Genomic DNA, 26169 nt, shown 5'->3' on the forward strand with positions numbered 1-26169 from the left:
ACCGAATTTGGATGAAGCCCTTGTATCCCAGGGGGTACTCTTAAAAGCTGCGAAGCGGCTTTTCGACACGTTCGTCATCGCGCAGGCGGATGGGACCGAATCACGATTCGGAGGTATGTTTTCAATCTAGAGCGGTTCAGCTTAGAACCGCTCTATCTCTTTGTTTTTTGCAATTCCGGACGGAAAACCGCTGCGGACTTTTCCTGGAATTGCTCTAAGCGCGTCCCAAAGCCTGCTTCGACAGGCCTTGCACCTCTGCGATCAAACGATCGGGATCGACCGGCTTGACGATGACGGCATCGGCGCCGGAAAGCAGGGCCTGGCGTCGAATGGCATCGCGGCTGTCGGCGGTCAGCACGATCACGGGCAGCGGCGAAAGACCGTATCGACGCTCCAGCGCCCTCAGTTGCGCGAGCATCGCTGCCCCTTCGCCGCCGGGCATGGTGAGGTCAGTGACGACGACATCCGGGCGGTTCTCGCTGTTTTCGGCACGGGCGAGCAAGTTCTCGAAATCCTCGACGAGGCGAACCCTGTGGCCGGCTTTGGCGAGCATGGCGCGCACCAGCATGGCATTGACAGGATCGTCCTCGCCCAGGAGAACGTTGAGGGAGGCATCCGCCGCCTCCGGCGTCACGATACCGATTTCGGGCGGGCTACTCAGTACATCCCGCTTCTCCATGCCGCGCATGCGGCCGCTCAGCACGTCGATGAGCGATTGTTCGCGCAGCGGCCGGATGAGCCACGCATCGAAGAGATCGAGCGGATGCGTGTTGCGCTCCTCCGGATTGACCAGAAAGATCTTTCTGAGGCCGGACGCGGCAAGTTCGGTCCCTTCGCGGAAATACCATGGCGCCATACGGTGATCGACGATGAGATCCGTCAGCGACATGCCTCCGTCTTTGGGGACGGACCGCGCCAGGTTTTCCACATCAGTGGGACCGATCAGGCGGCAGCGGCCACCAAGGGTGCGGATAGTGTCGGCAATCGCCGTGCTTGCGGCACCTTCCGGCGCCAGCAGCAGGACGCGGGAGCCTTTGAGCAGCTCGTCGCGCCTAGCCTGTTCGTTCTCTCCAGCGACGACCGAAGCCGGAAAGCGGACCGTGAATTCGCTGCCCTCACCCCGCATGCTGGAAACGCTCAACTTGCCGCCGAACTCGCGCAGGATGCGGGCGGAGATGGCAAGCCCCAGACCCGTGCCGGCGCTTCTGTCCAACATGTTGCCCGCCTGTTCGAACTCGCCGAAGATGCGTGCCTGCTCCTCCTCGGTCATTCCCGGGCCGCTATCCCTGACCGATATCACGAGATCGTCGCCATCGTGGCCGGCGCGGATCAGGACGCCGCCTGTCTGCGTGAACTTCACGGCATTGCCGATGACATTGAACAACACCTGGCGGAGGCGAGCGGGATCGAACTCCATGGTTTCAGGAACATCCGCCGCGACGGTCGCGGCGATCTCGATGCCCTTTTCATGGGCGCGGTGGGCGAGCATCTCGACAACGCCTTCCAGCAGCGGCCTCAGATGTTCGGCGCGCGGCCGGAGCTGGAAGCGGCCGACTTCGATCGTCGAGAAATCCAGTAGGTCTTCGACGAGCTGCACCAGGGCATTGCCGGATTGGCGGATGCCGGTCAGGTAATTGGCCTGCTCCAGGGTCAGCGGCGTCTGGGCAAGCAGGTGGTTCATGCCGAGAATTCCCGACAGAGGCGTGCGGATCTCATGGCTGACGGTGGCGAGCAGCCGTGATTTGGCGGCGCTGTTATATTCCGCCTTCAGCCGTGCCTCCTCGCGGAGACGCGCGGCCTGGCGTTCTTCGGTGACGTCGCGGGCGACGCTCTGGATTCTCAACTGTCCGGTGGCGGGATCGCGGAACATGACATCGTGCCAGGCGAAGATGCGCGGGCCTTCCGGCGTGGAAATCTCGGCGTCTTGACGCTGCGAAGCTGCGACAGCGCGGAAGACGAGACCCGCTTCTTCCAGCGTCAAACCCTCCGGGTTCGACTTGCCGATCAGTTTGCGGAAGGTCGCATTGCCATGGACGATGCGGCGTTCGATGTCGCGTGTCACGGTGATATCGCCAAGCGCATCGTGGATGGTGGCGAGCAGGCTGGTGCTTTCGTTGCTCTCCCAGAGGCGGTCGTGGTCGTTTTCGCTGAGCGTCGGCGTATCCACGATGACCTTGCGGGTAGCATTTCGCCTGCGGAAGACGACGCCGGAAGCAACGATCGCCAGCGCTATCAGGCCCAGCAAAGCAGCAAGCGCCAGCGGGCCGCCGACATAGCCAACCGACAGGAACGCCACGCCGGCAATCAAGCCGCTGCCATTCAACCAATGACGCTGCAACCATTGGGGAAACGCGGGCTGCGGCACCTCCGGAATGTTAGCCGGCGAAATCTCGATGGGATCGGCAGCGATGAGAGACACGTCTTCGACCGGCCGTTCGCGCGGCACGGCATGGTCGTCGTCAATGGCGGCGACAAGCTTTTCCTGCAGGTTTGCCAGAGTGCTCATGTTGTCTTACTAACATGCGCACTCTTCCCGTTGCCTTCAGGGATTTGTTAGAATTTTACGCTTTCGCCTTTTTCGGCAGAAGCAGCTCGTCCAGAATGACGCAGCCCGCCCCGACGGTGATGAAACTGTCGGCGAGATTGAAGACGGCGAACGACCATGTTTCGGTATGGAAGAGAATGTAGTCGATCACATGGCCGTAAAGGAACCGGTCGATCAGGTTGCCGAGCGCGCCGGCGATAATCAACGCGAAGCCGAGATGGGCAAGCCAACGATGATTGGGTGTCCGCCGCCAGAGCCAGAGCACGAAAACGACGATGACGAGCCGCATGCCGACGATGAACCAGCCGTCCATGCCCGACAGCATCGAGAAGGCGACACCGAGATTATAGGTGCGGTAAAGCGCCAGCATCGGAATGACCGGCACCATCTCCTGCAAAGGCAGCCAGTTGTCGACCATGATCTTGACCACCTGGTCGAGGATGACAGCAGCCACAATGAAAATCAGGATCGGCAAAGGCCGTGAAAACAGCGCGGGTTTTACGGGCGCCTGTTCGTTTATCTCGCTGTCGGTCATCGCGTCTCGCTGAGGGTCAGAAGATGACGGCGGGCTTCGAACAGCATCACCGCCGTCGCGACCGCAAGGTTGAGGCTGTCGGCGCGGCCGGCCTGCGGGATGCGGGCAAGCGCATCGGCCTCCTTCGCCAAGGCGTCCGGCAAGCCGGACTGCTCGTTACCCATCAGCAGGACGACGGGCTTTTTCTTGTAATCGATCGTGCGGTAGTCGACGGCGCCGGCCAGATGGGTGGCGACAACAGAAACGCCGGCCGTCTTCTTCCAGGCCAGAAACTCCTCCGGCGTCGCCTTGACGACGGGAACGGCGAAGACCGAGCCCATGGTTGCCCTTACGGTTTCCAGCGAAAACGGGTCCGTCGTCTCGCCGACGAGAATGACGCCTGCGGCACCAGCCGCATCGGCGGTACGGATGATGGTGCCGAGATTGCCGGGGTCACGCACGCGGTCGAGCGCCACCCAGGTGTCGCCGGCCTTCGGCTTGACCTCGCGGAGCTGCCGCCAGCGCTGATCGAATATGCCAACCACCATCTGCGGATTGTCACGGCGGGTGATGGAGGCGATGACCTTTTCGCTKACTTCGAGCACCAGCCCGCCGGCGGCGACGGTCTTGGCGGCCACCTGCTCGACCAACGGCTTGCCCTTGGCGGCCTTGGCGTAGACCAGCGTGCGAATGGTCCAGCCGAGCTCCAGGGCATCGATGACCAGCTTCAAGCCTTCCGCCAGGAAAGCGCCGCTCTCCTCGCGCGACTTCTTGTTGGTCAGCGCCTTGATGTCCTTAATGATCGGATTGGCAAGGGAGGTGACCTCCTTGACATGTCCGACCTTGCGAGGGCCGTCATTGCGGAAATCGTGGTTCATTTCGGCACCCAGCGGCTGAAGAGAGATGTGGAGAGTGCCCGGCCCGGCGTCTTGCCGTCGAGGCCGGCCTCGCGGATCACCAGTTCGCCGGATTCGACGACGCCACCGGCGCCGCGCATGGTTTCACGCATCAGCTCATGGATCGAATAGAAGCTGGCGCGGATGGAATAGGCCGTCAGCACCAGACCAAGCGCCTTGGGCGACAGGATCTCGCGGCAGATATCGAGCATCGACGGCAAGTGTTCGAAGAGATGCCAGACCTCGCCGTTCGGGCCGCGGCCGAATTTCGGCGGGTCGGTCAGGATGATGTCGTATTTATTGCCGCGCCGTTCCTCGCGCAGGATGAATTTCATGGCGTCTTCGCAGATCCAGCGGATCGGTAGCTTTTCCATGCGGCCGAGCGCCTGGTTTTCCCGCGCCCAGCCGATCGCCTTCTTCGAGGCGTCGACATGGGTGACTTCGGCGCCGGCAGCAGCAGCGACCAGGGAGGCAACGCCGGTATAACCGAAGAGGTTCAACACCTTCAGCGGCCGCTTTGCGGCTTCGACCTGCTCCTTCATCCAGGCCCAGTGCACGATCTGCTCCGGGAAGACGCCGACATGGCGAAAAGCGGTAAAGCGGCCAAGAAAATCAACGCCGAGCAATTGTAAGGGCCAGGTCTCGCCGAGCGCTTCGCGCGGAAACCGCCAGCGACCCATGCCATCCTCATCGGTATCTCCGGTGAAGATCGCATCGGCATTGTCCCAGACATGTGCGGCGAGCGATGGCTGCCATAGCGCCTGCGCCTCCGGCCGGACGACGCGATAGGAACCGTATTGCTCGAGCTTCAGCCCGTTACCGCTGTCGATCAGGTGGAAATCGCCTGCGCCCAGCGATTCGAGGATGACGGGCACGCGCTCCATGGGACGTTCGCCGGTTCGCACGATCAACGGGCGTTCGGATGTGACCGCGACAGGCGCCTCGCCGCGCGGCTCCGAAATCCGCTCACCGCGGTCTCGCGCGGCCGGTGCAGACTTCGGGCCGGTATCGCGTGCGGGCTTTGCCGGCGGCTTGCCGGTCTTAAAGGGCGCGTCACGCCTGGCATCCCTTTGGGGCTTTGCGCCGGGGCCGCCCGCGGCTTTCGAACCGGGCCGGCGTTCCTTCTGTTTCACCATGCTTGTCTCAAAATTGATATGTGCGTGCAAATAGCATCTGGCCGCCACTTGGCAAAGCGCTTTCCGATCTGCGATTATCCCTGGATGAAATGCCAGATCGGGAGGGTTGCGCATGGATATGACCGGTGAAGAACGGATTGCCGCCCCTAGGGACGTCGTGTGGGCCGCATTGAACGATCCCGATATTCTCAAGCAGTGCATTCCCGGTTGTCAAAGCCTAGAGAAGATTTCGCCGACCGAACTGACGGCAACGGTGAAATTGAAGATCGGCCCGGTCTCGGCTTCCTTCAACGGTGAAGTGACGCTCTCCAACATCAATGCGCCGGAAAGCTATACAATCTCCGGCGAAGGCAAGGGCGGCATTGCCGGCTTTGCCAAGGGCGGGGCCGATGTCACACTGAAAGAGGAAGGCAGCGCGACGATCCTGCATTACGAGGCCAAGGCCCAGGTCGGCGGCAAGATCGCCCAGCTCGGCTCGCGATTGGTMGATTCTAGCGCCAGGAAACTGGCGCAGCAGTTTTTCGCCGATTTTTCCGCCGCCCTCAATGGCCAAGCCAGCGCTTGATCGCGATCGTCATCAGACCCACCATAGACTGCTCATGACGTCGACATCAGATCTTTGGACCATCCGGCCGGCACAAGCACGGGATACGGACATTCTCGCCGACATCTATCTGCGTGTGCGTCGCACGACGTTTCTCTGGGTGGATCCCGGCAAATTCCACAGTGAGGATTTCGTCGGTCAGACACCCGGCGAACGCGTCTTCGTCTGCGAGGATCGAAACGGAACCATCGCCGGCTTTATGACGCTATGGGAGCCGGATGATTTCATCCATATGCTCTACATCCTGCCCGAATTCCAGGGCCGTGGCGCCGGCAAGGCGCTGCTTGCCGCCCTGCCGGAATGGCCCAACCGACGCTACCGGCTGAAATGCCTGGTGAAGAATACGCGCGCCATCGCCTTTTACCGCAGCCTTGGTTTCGCGATCATCGGCGACGGTTCATCGCCGGAGGGCGATTATAAGGACATGCAGCTCAGCGGGAACTAGATCGTTATTTGGACGGAAGCTGGCCGGCGATCTGTTCGGCGCGATTGCGGTGCTTGTCGGCTTCCGCCTGCCAGCGCACGGCCTCGCGCGATTGGCTGCGGGCTAGCTTGCGGTGTTTGCCCTGATTGAACCAGGTCACCGCAGCGCCAACCAACATGCCGATGATCAGCGCGACAAACAGCAGCACGAACAGCGGCGCGCTCAGCGACAACACTTGGTCCTCGGGCCTGAACGGATTGAGCGCCAGCGTGACGGACTGGCGGTTCGCAACGCAGAAGATGATGAGGATAATGCCGAGCGGCAGCAATATCAGCAGATTGACGATCTTCTTGGTCATTGCGAATGCTCCTTTGTCCAGGCGCATCCGTGCAATGCACTCCTATCGCCTATAGCCGCAGAGAATAAGAAAGACCGGGCCGAGTTCAAGTGCCACCCGGTCGCGGCACATTCATGTCTACGGGGACATTCGCGAAGAGTATCAGCTAAAAACGACGATTAATTGTCGTCTTCTTCGTCGCCGGCGCCGGGATTCAGGCGCTCGCGCAGCTCTTTACCCGTCTTGAAGAAGGGAACCCATTTTTCCTCGACGAACACCGTATCACCCGTTCGCGGGTTGCGACCGGAGCGCGAGGGGCGGTTCTTGACGGAAAATGCGCCGAAACCGCGTAGCTCCACGCGATTTCCCGCAGCGAGCGCATCGGTGATCTCGTCGAGGACTGCGTTGACGATATTTTCGACATCGCGGTGGTAGAGATGCGGGTTACGTGCCGCCACAATCTGCACCAATTCCGACTTAATCACGGTTGCCCCCTTAAATCATTGATTTATCAATTGGCTGCACCCTGCCAAACAGAAAGCAGGCCGTCAAGAAACAACTTCTCTGTCATAATTTTCTGGAGATCCTCTCCCTTCATAAAATCATCATAACCGAGACGATTTAGCAACCAGGAAGCGGCACTCGGCCAAAAGAAGGATGAGGTTTTGTCTTCAGCTTTCCAATCGACGATCGGCAGGTCCTTTTTGACCTTGCGCGTGTCGAGATAGGCGCGGATTTCGTCCTCGCCGCCGAGGGTGTCGACCAGCTTGTTCTGCAATGCCTGCCGGCCGGTGAAGATGCTGCCGTCCGCGAGCTTCAGCACCTCGTCGCGCGGCAATTTGCGGCGGTCGGCAACGAGATCGACGAACCAGGCATAGCTGTCCATGACCATGTTGCGGATCATCGCCTTGGCCTCTTCGCTCGCCGGATGGAAAGGCGACGGCTCGGCCTTCAGCGGCGCCGACTTGATCTCGTCCAGCGACAGGCCGAGCTTGTCGAGCAGCTCTTTCGCCTGCGGATACTGAAAGATGACGCCGATCGAGCCGGTGATCGACGTGTCGCCGGCAACAATGTCGTCACCCGCCGTGGCGATCATATAGCCGGCAGACGCCGCAACGGTGCGGATATCGGAGACCACGGGCTTCTTTGCAGCAACGGCGCGAATGGCTTTGAAGATGCGCTCGCCGCCATAGGTCGTGCCGCCCGTCGATGAAATCGAGACGATCAGCGCCTTGACCTGATCATTGTCCTTGATCTTCTTCAGCCGGTCCAGAAGCTCGGTGTCATCCACGATGAGCCCGGAAATGGTGACGCGGGCGATCTGCGGTCCGCGTATGGAGGGCAAATCGCCTGCGGCAAAACGATAAAGTGCAAAGCCCAGCGCCACCAGGAGAAGAACGGCGATGATGCGCCAGAAGCCAAGCTTGCGGCGCAATTGTCGCCGATCTGCGATTGCAGAACTGTCCATGACGCCTTATCTCTCCCTTTGTCATAAATTGGATACAAAACGGACCGGATATACAACACCTTGAAACGGGCATAATCCTTCGCGAAAATCCACTTCAATTTTCGAGATTGTGTCCAGGCTTTCCATGCGACGTTTCGTCAGATAGGGCGATGACCGATCGGGCGAAACCGCCGCGCATTATATTTTTTTGCTAAAATTGCTTGTGGCAGAAAAAAATCCATATTGGCAAGCCAATGCAATAATGCGAAACGATCTGGCAGGCTTGTTGGCACAGTCTGTGCATGACTCGAACGTGTTTTTCCGGATCAGAGAAGACGGACCTGTTGCATGCTCAATACTATCGAGACCTCCGGCCAGGCGATCGGCTCCGCGCCAGAAAGAAACGCGTATAAAGACGCGATCTTTCATTCCTCGCGCGTGAGAAGACTGAAGATCCTGCTTCCCCTGGCCGCGTTGATCGTCTCGCTGATCTTCATCGCGGTTTCGGTCGTGCGCGCATATCTGCCCGAAAACATTCAGATCGAAGGCGCAAGGATCGAGGATGGCAAGGTTGTGATGGAGCGTCCCGCCATCGCCGGCCGCAACAAGGACGGCATCAATTATTCCATGCTCGCCGAAAAGGCGCTGCAGGACATCAAGAATCCCAATATGATCACGCTCAAGACCATCAAGGCATCTATGCCGGTCAACAACCAGGTGATCGCCCATGTGACGGCTCAGAGCGCGGATTTCGACCGCCAGGCCGACACACTGAAGCTCACCGCCCCCTTTACCATTCTGATGGACAACGGTTTGCGCGCAGAATTCAGAACGGCCTTCCTCGACGTGAAGAAGGGTGACCTCTCCAGCCAGGATCAGGTTGCAATCTACAGAGGAGGCATGTCGGTTGTTGCACAGTCGCTCAAGATGACGGATAAGGGGAGCGTAATCGAATTCGACGGGCAGGTTCAGATGCATATCGAACCAGCCGGACTCCATAATTCAGCTAGCGAGCAACAGCCGGGCGGTTCATGACAAACGATTGGCGACATTCTCTTTTCAACTCTGGCCTGCGTAAGGCAGCCATTCTCTGCGCCTTTAGCGCAGTTGCAATTTTTGCGGCGACGGAAGCGGGCGCCCAGGCAACGACGAGCAGCATGCCTGGCCTGAAGCTTTCCAAGGATCAGCCGATCCAGATCGAAAGCGACAAGCTGGAGATCCATGATGCGGAAAGCCAGGCGGTCTTCACCGGCAACGTCAAGGTCGTCCAGGGCACCACGACGATGCAGGCCGGCAAGATGACGGTCTTCTATAAGAAGAAGCAGCCTGCCGACGCCAATGCCAAGCCGGCAACCGAAAATCCGGTCGCAAACGCCGCCAAGCAGCAAAACCAGTCGCTGGTCTCGGGCGATGCCGATATCGACCACATTCTGGTCACCGACAAGGTCTACCTCGTTTCCGGCACGCAGACAGCKACGGCGGATGACGGTTCCTTCGACATGGCCAACCAGCTTGCCGTTCTCAAGGGCCAGAAGGTCGTGCTGACCGACGGGCCGAACGTATTCACCGGCTGTCAGCTCACCGTACATATGGCGACAGGTGAAGCGCAACTGGATGCCTGCGGGGGTCGCGTCCAGATTCAGCTCGACCCAAAATCGCAGCAAGTGCAGCAGCAACAGCAGAAAAAGAACTGATCCCGGTCTTCTCGTGACGATATCGACTACACCCACCTTGCCCGGCGCGTCCGGATCGAGCACTGCGGCATCCGGCACCGCGGACAAAGCGCGTTATCAGGGAACCCTGATCGCGCGCGGCCTCACCAAAACCTACCGCACGCGGCGCGTCGTCAATGGCGTCTCGCTCGTCGTGCGGCGCGGCGAGGCCGTCGGCCTGCTCGGACCGAACGGTGCCGGCAAGACGACATGCTTCTACATGATCACCGGGCTGGTGCCGGTCGATGAAGGCACGATCGAGATCGACGGCAACAATGTCACCTCGATGCCGATGTATCGCCGCGCTCGCCTGGGCGTCGGCTATCTGCCGCAGGAAGCCTCGATCTTTCGCGGCCTTACGGTGGAAGAGAACATCCGCGCCGTTCTTGAAGTCCATGAAAAGGACAAGAAGAAGCGCGAGCGGAAGCTCGACGAGTTGCTGGAAGAATTCCATATCCGCAATCTCCGCACGGTGCCGGCGATCGCCCTCTCCGGTGGTGAGCGGCGGCGTCTGGAAATTGCCCGCGCATTGGCGACCGACCCGACCTTCATGCTGCTCGACGAGCCCTTTGCGGGCGTCGATCCGATCTCGGTCGCCGACATCCAGAATCTCGTGCATCACCTGACGGCGCGCGGCATCGGCGTTTTGATCACCGACCACAATGTCCGCGAGACGCTCGGCCTGATCGACCGCGCCTACATCATCCATGCCGGCGAAGTGCTGACCCATGGCAGGGCCAACGACATCGTCAGCAATCCGGAAGTGCGTAAGCTCTATCTGGGTGACAATTTCAGCCTTTAAAAAGCTGCGGTTGAACCGGCGCGCGCCCTCCCTTACCAGAGGGCGTAGCGCTCCCGAAATTCACCATCCTGACACAGTTCCGCTTGACCAAACCCAATAAAAAAGCAATTTTTGGGCCAGTTGGAATTTTGCGGATTTTTCATAGCGAAGAACGCGAATTCCCAAAGAGAGGAAGGGGAGTTTCGCGTCCGCCATGGCATTATCGGCCAATCTTTTCCTGCGCCAAAGCCAAAGCCTGGTGATKACACCGCAACTGATGCAATCCATCCAGTTGCTGCAGATGACGCATTTTGAGCTCACCCAATTCATCGCGCAGGAAGTCGAAAAAAATCCGCTGCTCGAATTTACGTCAAATGACGAGGATATAGGCAGCAACGGCGACCGCGAGGCGAAGGACGAAAGGTTCGATGCCGCGGATGACAGCCATGGTGATGATGACCGCAACAGCGGCGATCTCGCCAGCGACTGGTACGAGAGCGAAAATACCGGCCATGCCGACCGGCTGAACGACGAACTCGACACCAATTTCAGCAATGTTTTTCCCGACGATGGCGGCCCGCAGCGCGCGGATGCGCCGGAACTGCTCAGCCAGTGGAAATCCATGCCTGGCGGCGAAGCCGGCGAAAGCTACGATCTCGATGATTTCGTTGCCGGCCAGATTTCGCTGCGCGACCACTTGAACGAACAGATTCCCTTTTCCCTGCCCAGCATGGCCKACCGGCTGATTGCCCAGCATCTCGTCGACCAGCTCGACGATGCCGGCTATCTGCAGGCCGATTTGAACGAAACTGCGGAGCGCCTCGGCGCCAGCGTTGCGGATATCGAGCGCGTGCTTGGCGCATTGCAATTGCTCCACCCTCCCGGCGTGTTTGCTCGTTCTCTCAGCGAATGTTTGGCAATCCAGCTTCGCCAAAAGGATCGTTTCGATCCGGCCATGGAACGGCTGATCCAGAACCTTGAACTTCTCGCCCGGCGCGATTTCGCGACGTTGAAGCGGCTCTGCGGCGTCGACGAGGAAGATCTGCTCGACATGATGGCCGAGATCCGTCAGTTGAACCCGAAACCGGGCAGCGGCTTCGAGACCGGCATATCCGAGGCGATCATGCCCGATATCGTGGTGCGGCCGTCCTCCGACGGAGGCTGGCTGGTGGAGCTCAATCCGGATACGCTGCCGCGCGTCCTGGTCAGCCAGTCCTATTTCGCTTCCGTCTCCAAGACGAGCCAGGATCACGCCTTCCTGTCGGAATGCCTGCAGAATGCCAATTGGCTGACGCGCAGCCTCGATCAGCGCGCCAAGACGATCATGAAGGTGGCGAGCGAGATCGTCCGACAGCAGGATGCCTTCCTCGTGCACGGCGTCGACCATCTGCGGCCGCTCAATCTGAAKACCGTGGCGGACGCGATCAAAATGCATGAGTCGACGGTCAGCCGCGTGACCTCGAACAAATACATGCTGACGCCGCGCGGTCTGTTCGAGCTCAAATATTTCTTCACCGTCTCGATCAGCGCCGTCGAAGGCGGCGACAGCCATTCGGCCGAGGCCGTGCGCCACAAGATTCGTCTTCTGATCTCCCAGGAGAGCCCGGAGGCCGTGCTGTCAGACGACGACATCGTCGATACCCTAAAGAAGGGCGGCATCGAGCTTGCTCGCCGCACGGTTGCAAAATACCGCGAAGCGATGAACATTCCCTCTTCCGTACAGCGCAGGCGGGAGAAGCGCGCGCTGGCAAAAGTGGCCGGCTTTTAGCAATTTTCTCGGCTTCAACCGCAGACTGCGAATCCCCTAACAGTTCCTTAAGATTTAGTTGACTTTCCGATGTGGCGGGGCTAGAAGCCCGCCGCAATCGGTGCAGGACATCACTGCCATGAACTTATCCCCACCATCCCCAGGGCGCCTGACAAACGCAATTTGTCTTTGACCGCGTGAAGTGCTTGGATGAGCTTGAGGCTTGGCGTAAACTGGCGCGCCCAATAACCGCTACAAGAAGGGAAACTCCATGAGTGTGCGTGTCTCCGGGAAACATATGGAAATTGGTGACTCCTTCCGCCAAAGGATTGAAGACCAGATCGGCATGGCTGTGACGAAATACTTCGACGGGGGGTATTCGGGCCAAGTGACGGTACAGAAATCCAGTTCCCGCTTCGCAGCCGATTGCAAACTTCATCTCGACAGTGGCGTTGTCCTGCATGCCGCCGGAGAGGCAATGGACCCGCAATTGGCGTTTGACGCGGCGTCTCAGCGCATCGAAAAGCGCCTGCGCCGCTACAAGCGTAAACTCAAGGATCACCAGGCCGGCAACCACACCAATGGCCTCGCCGAAGTCGCCTATACCGTCATGGACGGTGTTCCGGACGACGAAGACGAGGTCCCGGCCGATTTCGCGCCGGCGATCGTCGCCGAAAGCACGAAACAGCTAAAGACCATGTCGGTCGCGACCGCCGTGATGGCGCTCGACATGACCGACGAGCCGCTGCTGCTTTTCCGCAGCCCCGGCAAGGAACATCTGAATATCGTTTACCGTCGGCAGGACGGCAACATTGGCTGGATCGACGCAGCCAATATCAAGGGCTGAGAAAGGAAGATGAGCGACGGCCCCAGGCTGTAACAGCCGGCCGCCGCTCCTCCGTCATCGGATCTCGGCGACACGAAGGATAAAGAGAATGGCATTGGCAGATTTGCTGCACCAAGATGCGATCATCCCCGCCTTGAGGGCAAATTCCAAAAAACAACTGCTTCAGGAGCTGGCAGCCAAAGCCTCCAAATTGACCGGACTGCCCGAGCGCGAGATTTTCGACGTCGTGCTGCAGCGGGAGCGCCTGGGCTCCACCGGCGTCGGCAATGGCATCGCCATTCCGCACGGCAAGCTCAACAGCATCAAATCCATCATCGGTATTTTCGCGCGCCTGGAAGCGCCTGTCGACTTTGAGGCACTGGACGACCAGCCCGTCGACCTCGTCTTCCTGCTGCTCGCCCCCGAGGGCGCCGGCGCCGACCATCTGAAAGCGCTGTCGCGCATTGCCCGCGTGCTGCGCGATCAGGATCTCGTCGCCAAGCTGCGCGCCACCGAATCCGCCTCGGCGATCTACGCTTTCCTCAATGAAGAGCAGGCGTCTAACGCGGCCTAACGGACTGGATCGCATCGGACCACGGCAAAAGAAAAGAGCCGGATGATCTCACATCATCCGGCTCTTCTCTTTTGCTATTACCTGAAAATGATCAGGCGTCTTTTTCGTCGAACGGGCTGTTGGCGCCCGGTTCGGAAATCTCGGCAACCTTCGGGCCGCCCTTGGCAACGCCGACCATGGCCGGGCGAAGAACACGCTCGCCGATGACGAAGCCGGCTTGCACCACCTGCACGACCGTATTGTTCGGTACTTCGGTGTTCGGCACTTCGAACATCGCCTGATGGAAGTTGGGATCGAACTTCTGGCCGACCGGCTCGATCTGGCGGACGCCGTGGCGCTCCAAGGCCGAGAGCATGGAGCGCTCGGTCATTTCCACGCCTTCGATCAGCGTCTTCAGGCCGGCATCGGCTTCGGCGCGGGCGTCGGCCGGAATGGCTTCCAGCGTGCGGCGCAGATTATCCGCAACGGCAAGCATGTCGCGGGCGAAGCTGGCGACGGAATAGGACTTGGCATCCTTGACGTCACGCTCGGTGCGACGGCGCAAGTTGTCCATTTCGGCGGCAAGGCGCAGATAGCGGTCACGCAGATCGCTATTTTCGGCCTTAAGCAGCTCGACCGGATCCGGCTGCGAAGGCTGGCCCGCATCCGCGGTTTCCGCAGCCTCTTGCGCAAAGTCCGCGGGATTGTCAGTCGCCGTGGCGTCAGGTCCGGTTTTCGTTGTTTCGTCGGTCATGACGGTCTCCGAATTGCTTTGTCTTTTGAATGAGCCCGATATCGAGGTTTGGCCGGAAAAAATCAAGGCTTTGTCGCGAAGAACAGCCATTTCCCGGCAATCCAGCCCTATTTGCCCAAATACCAATCGGGTGAAAATGCCTCCCCCGTTGGGGCTTCTACTATCCAAGACCCTTTCCGGGTATAGTCGGGGCCGTTTCAACACGACATGAGGGATCGTCCATGTCCAGCAGCCAGTCCCATTCGGGCAAATGTTTCTGCGGCGCGGTGGAAATCGCGGTCAGTGGCGAACCGGTGGCGATGGGTTATTGCCATTGCKACTCCTGCCGGGAATGGTCGGCAGAACCAGTCAACGCCTTTTCGCTCTGGCCACCGGAAGCCGTGCATGTCACCAAGGGCGCTGACCACATCGGCAGCTACCAGAGAAGCGAAAAGAGCCTGCGCAAATGGTGCAAGATTTGCGGTGGCCATCTCTTGACCGAGCATCCCTTGTGGGGCGTGACCGATGTCTACGCCGCCATTATCCCAACCCTCGACTTCCAGCCGATGCTTCATGTCAACTACGAGAACACCGTGCTGCATCTGAGAGACGGCCTGCCGAAACAAAAGGACATGCCGGCGGAGATGGGCGGATCGGGAACCCTGCTACCCGACTAAAACGATCTCTGCGCGTTCAATGAAGGCCCGCCCTGCGGAGGCTTTCGTCACATCCCTGGCCGCGACAGCCTGGAAATCAGTTGGGCGGTATAGTCCACCATGGGCACGATGCGGGCATAATTCAGCCGTGTCGGACCGATGACGCCGACGGCGCCGACGATGCGGTCGTCGTCATCACGATAGGGCGCGACGATCAACGAGGAGCCGGAGAGCGAAAAGAGCTTGTTTTCCGAGCCGATGAAGATGCGCACGCCCGGCCCGCTTTCGGCCAGGTTCAGGATCTCGATCAGGCTGTCCTTCTTTTCGAGATCGTCGAACAACAGGCGCAGGCGATCCAGATCTTCAGCACCGCCCACTTCGGCCAACAGATTGGCGCGGCCGCGCACGATGAGCTGCGTCGGCTTGCCCTCATCCCCGTCGCCGGACCAGACGGCGATCCCGCGTTCGACGAGCTCGCGCGACAGAATATCGAGTTCCTGGCGCACACTCTCCTTCAACGTCTGTAACTGACGGCGCAGCTCCGGCAGTGTCTGGCCGGTCATGTGGGCATTGAGGAAATTCGCGGCTTCCGTGAGCTGCGAGGAGGTAACGCCGGCCGGTAATTCGATGATGCGGTTTTCCACCTGATCGTGATCGCCGACGAGCACGGCCAGCGCCTTGGTCGGCTCCAGGCGGATGAATTCGACGTGCTTCAGCACCGGATCGCTCTTCGAGGTGATCACCAATCCGGCGCCGCGCGAGATGCCCGACAGCATGCGGCTTGCCTCGGTCATCACAGATTCCATCGGCTGGTCTCGGTTGCTGCCACGCACCTGACGGTCGATGGTGGCGCGGTCTTCTGCGGAGAGATCGCCGACCTGCATGAAGGCGTCGACGAAAAAACGCAGGCCGATCTGCGTCGGCAGACGGCCAGCGCTGATATGCGGCGAATAGATGAGACCGAGCTCTTCCAGATCGCTCATGACGTTGCGCACGGAGGCCGGCGACAGAGACATGGGCAGCAAGCGCGAGAGATTGCGCGATCCCAGCGGTTCGCCATTTTCAAGATAGCCTTCAACGATACGGCGGAAGATTTCCTTCGAGCGTTCGTCCAGCGCTGCAATGGCATCCGAAACCGACGATGTCGTGAACCCCATTTCGCTGTCAAATCCGTTCTGTTGAGCCTTAGTCAAAATATAATCATTCAGTTAGCAATGGCAAAAGGGAAAAATATCAACGCTAGCACTACAAGGCCCTTCAGCCTGCTTTTCCTTTGCAAAAGCCGCCGGTGGATCGTAGAAGCGGTCAATAAACTTTCAGGAGAGCAGAATGCGGCCTTCAGGCAGAAAAACCGACCAGATGCGCAAAGTGTCATTTGAGCGCAATTTTTCCAAGCACGCGGAAGGCTCTTGCCTGGTCAAATTCGGCGATACGCATGTGCTCTGCACGGCAAGCCTGGAAGAAAAGACGCCGCCATGGCTGCGCAACAGCGGCAAGGGCTGGATCACGGCCGAATACGGCATGTTGCCGCGCGCCACCGGTGAACGCATGAAGCGCGAAGCCGCCGCCGGCAAGCAGGGCGGCCGCACGCAGGAGATCCAGCGCCTCATCGGCCGCTCGCTGCGCGCCGTCGTCGACCTGCAGGCACTGGGCGAACGCCAGATCACGCTCGACTGCGACGTCATCCAGGCCGATGGCGGCACCCGCACGGCCTCGATCACCGGCGCCTGGATCGCGCTCTACGACTGTCTGAAGTGGATGGAAAGCCGCAACATGATCAAGACGGACCGTGTCCTGAAGGATCACATMGCCGCCGTTTCCTGCGGCATCTTCGCCGGCCAGCCGGTGATCGACCTCGACTATCTCGAGGATTCATCCGCCGAGACCGATGCCAATTTCGTCATGACCGGCGCCGGCGGCATTGTCGAGATCCAGGGCACGGCCGAAGGCACGCCCTTCAGCGAAGAAGAATTCACAACCCTGATGCATCTCGCCAAAAACGGCATTGCCGAGCTGGTGGAGCTGCAGAAGCAGGCGATTGCCTGACCGAAGAGGCGGTCAACCGATGAGCCCGTTGATGGAAGGCATTCTGGAAACCGCTCTTTATGCGGACGATCTCGATGCAGCCGAGGCCTTCTATGGCGGCGTTCTCGGACTGCAGAAGATTTCGCGCGGCGGCAACCGTCATGTCTTTTATCGCTGCGGGCCGGGCGTGCTGTTGATCTTCAATAGCGCGGAAACCGTCAAGCCGCACGAACCGGGTGCCCTACCCGTGCCGCCCCATGGCACGAAAGGGCACGGTCACGTCTGCTTTCGTGTCAGCGGCAACGACATCGAAGCCATGGCGCAAAAGCTGAAGGCTGCCGGGGTCGATATCGAAGCCGATTTTCAATGGCCGAGTGGCGGCCGCTCGATCTATTTCCGCGACCCGGCCGGCAACAGCCTGGAATGCGCCGAACCCCGGATCTGGGGCCTATGACAGGACAGGATATGCGCAAGCTCGATACCAAGACCATCGTCGTCGCCAGCCACAATGCCGGCAAGATCCAGGAAATTCGAGACCTGATCGGCCCGCTCGGTTTTGCTGCCAAATCTGCCGCCGATCTCAATTTCATCGAACCGGATGAAACCGGCACCACCTTCGAGGAAAATGCCGCGATCAAGGCGCTGGCCTCCGCGCATGCCTCMGGCCTGCCGGCGCTATCGGACGATTCTGGCCTGGTCATCGATGCGCTGGGTGGCGATCCTGGCGTCTATACGGCCAATTGGGCGGAAAAGCCTGACGGCACCCGTGACTTCGCAATGGCAATGCAGAAGGTCGAGACTGCGTTGGAAAAGGCCGGTGCCGCTTCACCGGAGAGCCGCACGGCGCGCTTCGTCAGCGTGCTTTGCCTCGCCTGGCCGGACGGGCATACCGAGTTTTTCCGCGGCGAGGTCGAGGGCACCGTCGTCTGGCCGCCGCGCGGCACCCAGGGTTTCGGCTACGATCCGATTTTCCAGCCCAAGGGGTATGACACCACCTTCGGCGAGATGAGCGCCGGACAAAAGCATGGCTGGAAGCATGGCGACTCCCAAGCGCTTTCCCATCGCGCCCGCGCCTTCAAGATCTTTGTCGAAACCTGCCTGGAGGCGTAAGCTAACCCCGTGGAAATCGTAGATACGCAGGACCTGATGCGCGGGGCGCAATTGCTACCGGATACCGGCGAACCCGGTTTCGGCGTCTATGTGCATTGGCCCTTTTGCGCGGCCAAGTGTCCCTACTGCGATTTCAACAGCCATGTCCGCCATCAGCCGGTCGATCAGGAGCGTTTCGCTACCGCCTTTCTGAAAGAAATGGCGACGATGCGGATGATCAGCGGGCCGAAGACGGTGACCAGCATCTTCCTCGGCGGCGGCACGCCTTCGCTGATGAAGCCGGAAACTGTCGGTGCGATCCTCGACGGCATTGCCCAGACCTGGCATGTGCCTAACGGTATTGAGATCACCATGGAGGCCAATCCGTCCAGCGTCGAAGCCGAGCGTTTCCGCGGCTATCGTGCGGCGGGGGTCAATCGCGTGTCCATGGGCGTGCAGGCGCTGAACGACCGCGATCTGAAATTCCTGGGCCGGCTCCACGACGTCGCCGATGCGCTGAAGGCGATCAAGCTGGCGCGCGAGATCTTTCCGCGCATGTCCTTCGACCTCATCTATGCCCGCCCCAACCAGACCGTCGAGGAATGGGAGCGCGAGCTGAAGGAGGCGATTTCCTACGCCGTCGACCACCTCTCGCTCTATCAATTGACCATCGAGGAAGGCACGCCCTTCTATGGCCTGCACAAGGCGGGCAAGCTGATCGTACCGGATGGCGACCAGTCGGCGCTGCTCTACGAGGCGACGCAGGAGATTACCGAACGCGAGGGCATGCCGGCCTATGAGGTTTCCAACCATGCGCGCCCCGGCGCCGAGAGCCGCCACAATCTCACCTATTGGCGCTATGGAGACTATGCCGGCATCGGCCCCGGCGCCCACGGCCGGCTGACCCAAGGCCCGAAGAAGCTGGCGACGTCGACCGAGCGGAAGCCGGAAAGCTGGCTGGAGCTGGTCGAGCGCGACGGCCATGGCATCCTCGAGCAGGAGATGCTCGGCTTCGACGAGCAAGCCGATGAGTTGCTGCTGATGGGCCTGCGCCTGAAAGAATGGATCGATCTMGTGCGCTGGCAGCAGCTTTCCGGCAGAGAGCCTGATCCGAAGCGCGAGCAGCTCCTGCTGGAACACGGCTTTATCGAGCGCCTCGGCAATTCCCGCCTGCGCTGCACACCGGCGGGCATGCTGATCCTTGATTCCGTGGTCGCGGATCTGGCGTGCTGAAAAGGCGGCAATCCACCCTACTCTGCCGCCACGCGTCTTCTCCCGAAAGCGAGTAATCGTCCATCGATCGCCGCAAGGCCGACCGCAATCATCGCCATGCCGATAAAGTGCTTCGGCTGCAATTGTTCGCCGAGGATCAGCGCGCCGAGCAGGATGGCGCTGACGGGGATAAGGAAGGTGACCAGCATCAGGTTGGTGGCGCCCGCCGTTGCCAGGATGCGGAAGAACAGGACATAGGCGATTGCGGTCGAGAGGATCGCCAATCCCGCCAGCGCCACCCAGGTCTCTGTCGAAGGCGTGCCGAGCGTCCAAGGATGATCGACAAAAAGGGCAACCGGCAGCAGCAGGATGGTCGAGGCCGTCACCTGTCCGGCCGCGGGAATGATGGGCGCGAGACCCATGCGACGGAAACGGCGGCCGAAAATGCCGGCGAGCGAATAGGAGAAGGCGGCGCCCAGCACGGCGAGCTGGGCCAGCACGTTCGAACCGAAGCTGCTCAGCACCGACGGGCCGATCATCAGCGCGACGCCGGCAAAACCGACGACAACGCCGATCAGGCGATTGCCGGTCATTTTCTCGTCCGTCGTCAGAAAATGCGCCACCACGACGGCGAAGAGCGGCGTCGTTGCGTTGAGGATGGAGGCCAGACCGCTGGCAATATGGGTCTGGCCCCAGACGATCAGCAGGAAGGGAATGACATTGTTGAGGATACCCATGCCGAAGAAGGCGGCCCAGGTCTGACGGTCGCGCGGCATCGCCTGGCCGGTCATCCGGACGATGACGTGCAAGGCTATCGCCGCCAAGGCGACGCGCGAGGCGACGATGGTGAAGGGCGGCAGTTGATGTACCAGGATGCCGTTGAACAGAAACGAGCCGCCCCAGAGGACCGATAATCCAAGCAGCATGCCCCATTCCGCAGCGCCCATAGATTTCTGCGCCATGGCGATATCTCCTGTTTTCCATTCTATGAGTTAAGCTCGATGCTGGTGAAGAAGCACTTTCTTGCCAACATCCGAAACTGATGGAATAATCCCGCTAATAGGAAGCTCTGGCAAACGAGTCTTTTTCGTTCGATCGTTTAGCTGAACTCAATCGTCATGGATCAATTGCCTTCCCTTTCGGCGCTGCGCGCCTTCGAAGCCTCGGCGCGGCATCTGAGCATGACGATTGCCGCCAGGGAGCTGCATGTGACCCCAGGTGCGGTCAGCCTTCAGGTGCGCGATCTCGAAACCGCGCTCGGTGTGCGGCTTTTCGACCGTCGGGCGCGGGGCCTGGCATTGACGGCTGACGGTGCGGATTATTTCGCGACGCTGCGCACCGCCTTTCGCCTGGTGCGAGAGGCGACGGCGGCACTGACGATGCGGGCACGCGATACGGTGCTGACCGTCACCTGCACCGCGGGCTTTGCCACACACTGGCTGGTGCCGCGGCTGATGCGTTTCGAACAGGCGCATCCCGAGATCGATCTCAGGATCAGTGCCTCGCACCGGATGATGGATTTCCAGCGCGACGGCATCGACATCGCCATCCGCCACGGGCTCGGCGGCTATGAAGGCCTGGCGAGCGAGCGGCTGCTCGATGACGAATACGTGCCGGTCTGCACGCCTGAGACCGCCGCTTCGCTTGGCCCCTCACCCACAGCCGACGCGCTGGCTGGCCTGACGCTGATCCATGATGTCTACCGGCGCGATTGGCAGCTCTGGCTGCAGGCAGCGGGCGCAACCGGGGTCGACGCCACGCGCGGGCCGATCTTCACCGACGGCACCGGCGCTTACCATGCCATGAAAGCGGGGCTCGGCATCGCGCTGATGCGGCGCTCCTTCATCGAAAAAGATTTGGCAGAGGGCACGATTGTTGCGCCCTTCCCGATGGGGCTTGCCAGCACGCTGGCCTACCATCTGGTCTATCCGCCCGCCGCGTTGGAACGGCCGGCCATCGCCGCCTTCCGTACCTGGCTGTTTTCCGAGGTCTCGCATACGCCGCCACCGGCATAGGCGGCGTCATCCGTGATGCGTGATGCCACCCTTGAACAGGCTGCCGGTCCGCGTCTCCAGGAAGGTGTMGAGCGGAATATGTTCCTGATGCAGGAAGCCAGTCGACGGCAAACGGCCGGCGCGTACCAGCTCGATAACGGCGACGACGGAGGCCGATGTGGTCCAGGAAATGGCGGTGCGGCTCTCGCCGACGACTTCGATCGGATAATAGGCCCGCACGAATTCCCGCCGGCGCAGATTGCCGTTGATCGTGCCTTCGGCGGAAACATGGACATAGACGACATCGTCATCGACCGGCGGCTTCGCCTCGGTCAGGATCTCACCGGCAAGCTGGCGGCGGTCGCGCATCAGCAACTCATGGAAGAAGAAATTCATCAGCTCCATGTGGCCGGGATATCGCATGGTTTTATAATCGAGGTTTTCCACCCGGCCGAGCATGGTGCTGCACATGGTCCCCAGGCCGCCCGAGGTGGTGAAGGCTTCGAGCTTGACGCCGTTGACATAGAGCGTCTCATGCCATTCCATCGGCGAGACCAGCTTGCGGACACCACCCTCGATGACTTCGCAGTCATTCAGATATTCGTTGACCACGCCCTCCGGCGACCAGTTGAAGGCATAACCCAACAGTCCGGTCGGATTCTGCGGCAGGGCACCGACGCGCATGCGGATCGAGCGGCAGCGATCAAAGACATCGGCAAGGCTCGCACCGACAATGCCGACGAAACCGGGCGCCAGGCCGCATTGCGGCGCCATCAGGCCGCGCGCGCTCTTTGCAAGCTCGATAATGCCGTTTGTGGTCGGCACATCCTCGGTCAGATCGAAGTAATGAATGCCGGCGCCATGGGCAAGGCGCGCCAGATCGGCGTTCAGGTGAAACGGAAGGCAGGAGAGCACGGCATCGACGCGGGAAAAGAGATCGCCGATCAGCGCCGGATCGGAGACATTTCCGACCTCACAGGCGAAAGGCACGGCCTCCGCGGGCAAATGCGCGTCGATGCCGGTGACGGCGAAACCGCTTTCATGCAACAACGTGGCGGCGAGCCGCCCGACCTTTCCAAGACCGAGAACGGCAATCCTGTCAAAACCCATAGACATCCTCCCGTTCGGCGCGCCGGCCTCCTCCGGCCGGGCATCCGATTCAGTATTTCAGACATCTATAGAATAAAAGCCGCATAAATGAAAACGGCCGGCGATGAAGCCGGCCGTGGATAAAATTGCCGATAACGGCGCGTCTTATTCGTTGATCAGACGCTTCAACAGCTCGATTTCATGCGACAGCTTGCTGTCACCGGAAATCAGCTCCTCGATCTTACGCACCGCATGCAGCACGGTCGTGTGGTCACGACCACCAAAACGGCGACCGATCTCTGGGAAGGAGCGCGGCGTCAGCGTCTTCGACAGATACATGGCGATCTGGCGCGGCTTGACGATGACGCGGGTGCGACGGTTGGAAACCAGCTCCTGGCGGGAGACATTGTAATGGCGCGCCACGATACGCTGGATGTCCTCGATGCGGACACGGCGCGGCTCGCCGGAGCCGACCAGATGGGCCAACAACTCGTCAACACGCTCGACCGTCAGGTTCGGCTCGAAAGAACGGCGGAAGATCAGTTGGTTGAAAGCGCCTTCTAGCTCACGGCCGCTCGCGGTCACATTGCGGGCAACATGCGAGAGAAGTTCGGCCGGGATTTCCAGCGACGGATCGTCCATGCGGGCAGCATCCAGGCGGCGCTTGAGGATTTCGAGACGCATCTCGTAGTCCGGCGCCTCGACCTCGATGGCGACACCGCCCTGAAGACGCGAACGTACGCGCGGATCGAGCGATTCAAGCTCCCAGGGCGCGCGGTCGGCGGCAACGACGACCTGCTTGGCGCTGTCGAGCAGCATATTGAGCAGATGGCAGAACTCATGCTGGATCATCTTGCCCTGCAGGAACTGCATGTCGTCGATGATCAGAAGATCGATGTTGCGCAGCGAGTCCTTCAACGTCAGCGCGTCATTGTCGCGAATGGCGGTGGCGAAGCGCCACATGAAATATTCCGCCGTCAGATAGACGACGCGCAGTCCGCGCGGATTCTGCACGGCAGCATTGGCGATCGCCTGCAAAAGGTGCGTCTTGCCGAGGCCGACCGTCGCATGGACGAAGAGCGGATTGAAGCGCACTGCGCCGGAGCCGGCTTCAGCAATCGTCTTGGCGGCAGCAAGGCCGACGCGGTTGGAGCTGCCTTCGACAAAGGTATCGAAGGTAAAGCGGGAGTCGAGCGGCGAGCCGAACAGCGGCGCACCTACGGTCGCCGGTCGGGCGGCGGCTGCCGCGGAGATCGTCTGAGCAACGACCTGGCCGGCAGGCTGGGCAACCGGGCGACGGATCGGCGCCACGGAAGCCGTGTCGGGCACCGCTACATGTTCGTCCACGCAAGGCTTCGCGCCGTGGCGGGTCGCCGTGCGTACGAGAATTTCAACCTTCAGGATTTCAGCATCTTCTGCCTGGAACAGGTTGGTGATCAGATCGAGATAACGATTGTTGATCCAGGACTTCAGAAACGTCGTCGGAACAGTCAGCCGTACGACGCTCTTCGATACCGAATGCAGCTTAAGCCGCGCAAACCAGCTAGCATAAACATCCGGACCGACCTGAGCCTTCAAGCGCGCACTGACACGCTCGAACAATACGTTATGCTGCATATCTCCTTTTTCCCCCGCCGCTTCAAGGCAAACCGCACTGAACGCCTGCTGTGCATTGTCCCCGTTTTCCAACGCACCCGTCGTTCTCGTAATCATTTGCATAATGCCGCCTTCCACAGTCTCTTTTTATAGGGCGGTTTTGGATAATACCGCCGCCCTTAGGTCTACGCCATGGCATAGCGGTCGCGCTCGTGGTTCCGAGCTTCGCCGCATACCGGTTCATCAGCCGGGTCCAAGCCAATAGGACCTTACGCGAAACACCCTGGCGAAAACTGCTCCCCGAGCGGCCTTCGTCTTGGTGTTTGCATCTGAAGCAGTCGCCCGGTCCTCGTATTCCGACCGACTGCCCCAAACGGCTGTCAATTTTTCTCCCCTCCCCGCAGCCACGCTTGGGACTTAGGCTGCAAAGAGCAGACAAGTTTCCTCGTTCCGCAGGCGTTACCGCCAGTGGCCTTAACTCGTCAACTGTTTGAAAAAACGGAACTGAACCGCTCCGTCACAAGGAACAAAAACCACCCCCCGCTGCCGTGACTGGCAGTGTTCGCCGAAGCCGTTTGAGATGATGTCCGCGCCCCTTGTTGAAAGTCATTTAGGCAGGATCGTAGGCTGAGATCAACGATGAATTTTACACAAAATTAAGAGGCGGTCCTTGACTCCGGAGGCCGTTTTTGAGTGTCACAACCCCGTCAAAAAAGAATCGCTTTTGAATCAAGGAGATTCCCGTTCAGCGCGATTCCCACAGCTTTCAAAACAAAAAAATAAAAAAAATCCTTGACTCACCCGGGAGCCCGCGGGCCGTCATGCAGATCACCCAATATCGGGGCATCCTGCTATAACCGCTTGTTTTTAAACGGTTTTTTCTGTCACCTCAGTGACATGGTCAGCCGGCTACATTTTTACCATACAGCCCAATTTTGGCTGAATCCAAAAAGCCCGGCACAAGGGCCGGGCTCAAGTCTAACGATCAAATCGTTAAGGAAAAATTACGCGGTCGGGGCCGAAAGTGCCTTCACACGCTTGGCAAGACGCGAGACCTTGCGGGAAGCGGTGTTGGCATGCAGGACGCCCTTGGTGGCAGCGCGAGCCAGTTCCGGCTGCGCTACGAGGAAGGCTTCCTTCGCACGATCCGCATCACCCGATGCGATGGCTTCTTCGACCTGGCGGACGAAAGTGCGAACGCGCGAGCGACGAGCCTTGTTGACATCGGTGCGGCGGGCGATCTTGCGGGTCGCTTTTTTCGCCGAGCTGGTATTGGCCATGTATGCCTCTCTTAGAATTCGAACATAACTCCGTCAGTGCAGCGCGGGCCTTGCGGCCACTTCATCCAGCAATGCGGGAGCAATTGCGGAAAACCAGATCGGCTTTCCAAACTGTGGCGGGCATATAACCGGAATGAGCGTCGGCGTCAACGCGGATTCTCACGGAACCCGCGCAATTCCGGAATCTCGCTTCACCTGTTCTTGAAGACGGGTTTGCGCTTCTCGATGAAGGCCGCCATGCCTTCCTTCTGATCCTCGGTGGCAAACAGGCTGTGGAACAGCCGGCGCTCGAAGCGCAGGCCCTCTTCCAGCGTCGTCTCCAGCGCCCGGTTGACCGCCTCCTTGGCCATCAGCACCGAGGGGCGCGATAGTGAGGCGATCTTGGCGGCGGCGGTCAGCGCCTCGTCGATCAGCTTGTCGGCCGGCACGATGCGCGACACGAGGCCGGAACGCTCCGCTTCAGCGGCATCCATCATCCGGCCGGTCAGGATCAGATCCATCGCCTTCGCCTTGCCGACGGCGCGCGTCAGGCGCTGCGAACCGCCCATGCCCGGAATGATGCCGAGCGTGATCTCCGGCTGGCCGAACTTTGCCGTATCGGCAGCAATGATGAAGTCGCACATCATGGCAAGCTCGCAGCCGCCGCCGAGCGCAAAGCCGCTGACGGCCGCGATGACGGGCTTGCGCGCCTTGGCGACCTCGTCCCAGCCGCTAATGAAATCGCTCTTATAGACATCGGCGAATTCGAGCGGCTGCATCTCCTTGATGTCGGCGCCGGCGGCGAAGGCCTTTTCCGAGCCCGTCAGCACGATTGCGCCGATCGCCTCGTCCGCATGAAAAGCGCCATACGCCTGCTTCAATTCGGCAAGCACCGTCGAATTCAGCGCATTCAGTGCCTGCGGCCGGTTGATCCTGATGAGACCGACGGCCTCATGCGTTTCGACGATGAGGGTTTCATAGGCCATGTGTCTCT

At 60.2% G+C, this 26169-nt stretch carries 28 protein-coding genes; 14 read left to right on the forward strand and 14 right to left on the reverse strand.

The window, feature by feature from the left end:
- Positions 1 to 214: 214 nt before the first annotated feature.
- Genes QD357_RS13950 through QD357_RS13965 form a run of 4 tightly spaced genes read right to left on the reverse strand, consistent with a single transcriptional unit; the run spans position 215 to position 5088 of the window.
- The gene (locus QD357_RS13950; protein ID WP_107106808.1) at positions 215 to 2506 is read right to left on the reverse strand and encodes a hybrid sensor histidine kinase/response regulator; all 2292 of its coding nucleotides are present in this window, start codon (positions 2504 to 2506) and stop codon (positions 215 to 217) included.
- Positions 2507 to 2561: 55 nt separating this feature from the next.
- Positions 2562 to 3080, reverse strand: coding sequence for a signal peptidase II (gene lspA, locus QD357_RS13955; RefSeq protein ID WP_107106807.1), 519 nt, complete (start codon positions 3078 to 3080; stop codon positions 2562 to 2564).
- The gene (locus tag QD357_RS13960; protein WP_107106806.1) at positions 3077 to 3937 is read right to left on the reverse strand and encodes a TrmH family RNA methyltransferase; all 861 of its coding nucleotides are present in this window, start codon (positions 3935 to 3937) and stop codon (positions 3077 to 3079) included. Before QD357_RS13960 ends, lspA begins: the two co-directional genes overlap by 4 nt.
- A complete protein-coding gene (locus tag QD357_RS13965) occupies positions 3934 to 5088 on the reverse strand; it encodes a class I SAM-dependent methyltransferase (protein ID WP_181316001.1) in 1155 nt (384 codons plus the stop codon). The genes QD357_RS13960 and QD357_RS13965 overlap by 4 nt, the downstream gene beginning before the upstream one ends.
- A 115-nt stretch (positions 5089 to 5203) precedes the next feature.
- On the opposite strand from QD357_RS13965, the gene QD357_RS13970 reads away from it, so the two are divergent.
- Both QD357_RS13970 and QD357_RS13975 read left to right on the forward strand, forming a co-directional pair.
- Positions 5204 to 5656, forward strand: a complete 453-nt coding sequence (locus tag QD357_RS13970; protein ID WP_107106804.1) for an SRPBCC family protein — start codon at positions 5204 to 5206, stop codon at positions 5654 to 5656.
- Between the two features lie 34 nt (positions 5657 to 5690).
- Positions 5691 to 6140, forward strand: coding sequence for a GNAT family N-acetyltransferase (locus tag QD357_RS13975; RefSeq protein WP_107107038.1), 450 nt, complete (start codon positions 5691 to 5693; stop codon positions 6138 to 6140).
- A gap of 4 nt (positions 6141 to 6144) precedes the next feature.
- Here the strand turns inward: QD357_RS13975 and QD357_RS13980 are convergent, their stop codons facing one another.
- From QD357_RS13980 to sppA, 3 genes are all read right to left on the reverse strand, one after another.
- Positions 6145 to 6477: a LapA family protein gene (locus QD357_RS13980; protein ID WP_414124441.1), complete on the reverse strand. Its 333-nt coding sequence runs from the start codon at positions 6475 to 6477 to the stop codon at positions 6145 to 6147.
- A gap of 158 nt (positions 6478 to 6635) precedes the next feature.
- The gene (locus QD357_RS13985; RefSeq protein WP_004120746.1) at positions 6636 to 6941 is read right to left on the reverse strand and encodes an integration host factor subunit beta; all 306 of its coding nucleotides are present in this window, start codon (positions 6939 to 6941) and stop codon (positions 6636 to 6638) included.
- A 26-nt stretch (positions 6942 to 6967) separates the two neighbouring features.
- Positions 6968 to 7924 (reverse strand): signal peptide peptidase SppA, encoded by a 957-nt coding sequence (gene sppA / locus QD357_RS13990; RefSeq protein WP_107106803.1) that lies wholly within the window; start codon positions 7922 to 7924, stop codon positions 6968 to 6970.
- A gap of 327 nt (positions 7925 to 8251) precedes the next feature.
- Here sppA and lptC point away from each other — a divergent pair, with 327 nt between their 5' ends.
- From lptC to ptsN, 6 genes are all read left to right on the forward strand, one after another.
- Complete coding sequence (gene lptC, locus QD357_RS13995; protein WP_107106802.1) at positions 8252 to 8938, forward strand: LPS export ABC transporter periplasmic protein LptC; 687 nt, start codon at positions 8252 to 8254, stop codon at positions 8936 to 8938.
- Positions 8935 to 9597 (forward strand): LptA/OstA family protein, encoded by a 663-nt coding sequence (locus tag QD357_RS14000; protein ID WP_107106801.1) that lies wholly within the window; start codon positions 8935 to 8937, stop codon positions 9595 to 9597. The genes lptC and QD357_RS14000 overlap by 4 nt, the downstream gene beginning before the upstream one ends.
- Positions 9598 to 9634: 37 nt before the next feature.
- Complete coding sequence (lptB, locus tag QD357_RS14005; protein ID WP_181316000.1) at positions 9635 to 10417, forward strand: LPS export ABC transporter ATP-binding protein; 783 nt, start codon at positions 9635 to 9637, stop codon at positions 10415 to 10417.
- A gap of 193 nt (positions 10418 to 10610) precedes the next feature.
- Positions 10611 to 12164 carry an RNA polymerase factor sigma-54 gene (rpoN, locus tag QD357_RS14010; protein ID WP_414124442.1) on the forward strand — a complete coding sequence of 518 codons (1554 nt, stop codon included), beginning with the start codon at positions 10611 to 10613 and terminating at the stop codon, positions 12162 to 12164.
- A 250-nt stretch (positions 12165 to 12414) separates the two neighbouring features.
- A complete protein-coding gene (hpf, locus tag QD357_RS14015; RefSeq protein ID WP_414124443.1) occupies positions 12415 to 12990 on the forward strand; it encodes a ribosome hibernation-promoting factor, HPF/YfiA family in 576 nt (191 codons plus the stop codon).
- Between the two features lie 88 nt (positions 12991 to 13078).
- Positions 13079 to 13543, forward strand: coding sequence for a PTS IIA-like nitrogen regulatory protein PtsN (ptsN, locus tag QD357_RS14020; protein WP_107106798.1), 465 nt, complete (start codon positions 13079 to 13081; stop codon positions 13541 to 13543).
- Between the two features lie 91 nt (positions 13544 to 13634).
- On the opposite strand, the gene grpE is transcribed toward ptsN, so the two are convergent.
- Positions 13635 to 14276 (reverse strand): nucleotide exchange factor GrpE, encoded by a 642-nt coding sequence (gene grpE / locus QD357_RS14025; RefSeq protein ID WP_107107036.1) that lies wholly within the window; start codon positions 14274 to 14276, stop codon positions 13635 to 13637.
- 221 nt (positions 14277 to 14497) lie between these two features.
- Between grpE and QD357_RS14030 the strand changes: the two genes are divergently transcribed.
- Positions 14498 to 14932 (forward strand): GFA family protein, encoded by a 435-nt coding sequence (locus QD357_RS14030; protein WP_414124444.1) that lies wholly within the window; start codon positions 14498 to 14500, stop codon positions 14930 to 14932.
- A gap of 47 nt (positions 14933 to 14979) precedes the next feature.
- On the opposite strand, the gene hrcA is transcribed toward QD357_RS14030, so the two are convergent.
- A complete protein-coding gene (hrcA, locus tag QD357_RS14035; protein WP_107106796.1) occupies positions 14980 to 16068 on the reverse strand; it encodes a heat-inducible transcriptional repressor HrcA in 1089 nt (362 codons plus the stop codon).
- A 172-nt stretch (positions 16069 to 16240) separates the two neighbouring features.
- Between hrcA and rph the strand changes: the two genes are divergently transcribed.
- Genes rph through hemW form a run of 4 tightly spaced genes read left to right on the forward strand, consistent with a single transcriptional unit; the run spans position 16241 to position 19258 of the window.
- The gene (rph, locus tag QD357_RS14040; protein ID WP_107106795.1) at positions 16241 to 16957 is read left to right on the forward strand and encodes a ribonuclease PH; all 717 of its coding nucleotides are present in this window, start codon (positions 16241 to 16243) and stop codon (positions 16955 to 16957) included.
- Between the two features lie 19 nt (positions 16958 to 16976).
- Positions 16977 to 17390, forward strand: coding sequence for a VOC family protein (locus QD357_RS14045; protein WP_107106794.1), 414 nt, complete (start codon positions 16977 to 16979; stop codon positions 17388 to 17390).
- Positions 17391 to 17401: 11 nt separating this feature from the next.
- Positions 17402 to 18046, forward strand: a complete 645-nt coding sequence (gene rdgB / locus QD357_RS14050; protein WP_107107035.1) for an RdgB/HAM1 family non-canonical purine NTP pyrophosphatase — start codon at positions 17402 to 17404, stop codon at positions 18044 to 18046.
- Positions 18047 to 18082: 36 nt separating this feature from the next.
- Positions 18083 to 19258, forward strand: a complete 1176-nt coding sequence (gene hemW / locus QD357_RS14055; RefSeq protein WP_414124468.1) for a radical SAM family heme chaperone HemW — start codon at positions 18083 to 18085, stop codon at positions 19256 to 19258.
- A 17-nt stretch (positions 19259 to 19275) separates the two neighbouring features.
- Here hemW and QD357_RS14060 read toward each other — a convergent pair whose 3' ends face one another.
- A complete protein-coding gene (locus QD357_RS14060; RefSeq protein ID WP_107106792.1) occupies positions 19276 to 20199 on the reverse strand; it encodes a DMT family transporter in 924 nt (307 codons plus the stop codon).
- Between the two features lie 156 nt (positions 20200 to 20355).
- On the opposite strand from QD357_RS14060, the gene gcvA reads away from it, so the two are divergent.
- On the forward strand, positions 20356 to 21252 hold the full coding sequence (gene gcvA, locus QD357_RS14065; RefSeq protein WP_107106791.1) for a transcriptional regulator GcvA: 897 nt from the start codon (positions 20356 to 20358) through the stop codon (positions 21250 to 21252).
- Positions 21253 to 21258: 6 nt separating this feature from the next.
- Here the strand turns inward: gcvA and QD357_RS14070 are convergent, their stop codons facing one another.
- The 4 genes from QD357_RS14070 to QD357_RS14085 all read right to left on the reverse strand — a co-directional run bounded on the left by QD357_RS14070 (position 21259) and on the right by QD357_RS14085 (position 26161).
- Positions 21259 to 22341 (reverse strand): saccharopine dehydrogenase C-terminal domain-containing protein, encoded by a 1083-nt coding sequence (locus tag QD357_RS14070; protein ID WP_414124445.1) that lies wholly within the window; start codon positions 22339 to 22341, stop codon positions 21259 to 21261.
- Positions 22342 to 22485: 144 nt separating this feature from the next.
- On the reverse strand, positions 22486 to 24039 hold the full coding sequence (dnaA, locus tag QD357_RS14075) for a chromosomal replication initiator protein DnaA (RefSeq protein WP_107106789.1): 1554 nt from the start codon (positions 24037 to 24039) through the stop codon (positions 22486 to 22488).
- Between the two features lie 881 nt (positions 24040 to 24920).
- Complete coding sequence (gene rpsT, locus QD357_RS14080; protein WP_107106788.1) at positions 24921 to 25196, reverse strand: 30S ribosomal protein S20; 276 nt, start codon at positions 25194 to 25196, stop codon at positions 24921 to 24923.
- Positions 25197 to 25387: 191 nt separating this feature from the next.
- On the reverse strand, positions 25388 to 26161 hold the full coding sequence (locus QD357_RS14085; protein ID WP_107106787.1) for an enoyl-CoA hydratase: 774 nt from the start codon (positions 26159 to 26161) through the stop codon (positions 25388 to 25390).
- Between the last annotated feature and the right edge of the window lie 8 nt (positions 26162 to 26169).

This window comes from Rhizobium sp. BR 317 (assembly GCF_047445835.1).
In the GTDB taxonomy this organism is placed as follows: domain Bacteria; phylum Pseudomonadota; class Alphaproteobacteria; order Rhizobiales; family Rhizobiaceae; genus Rhizobium; species Rhizobium paranaense.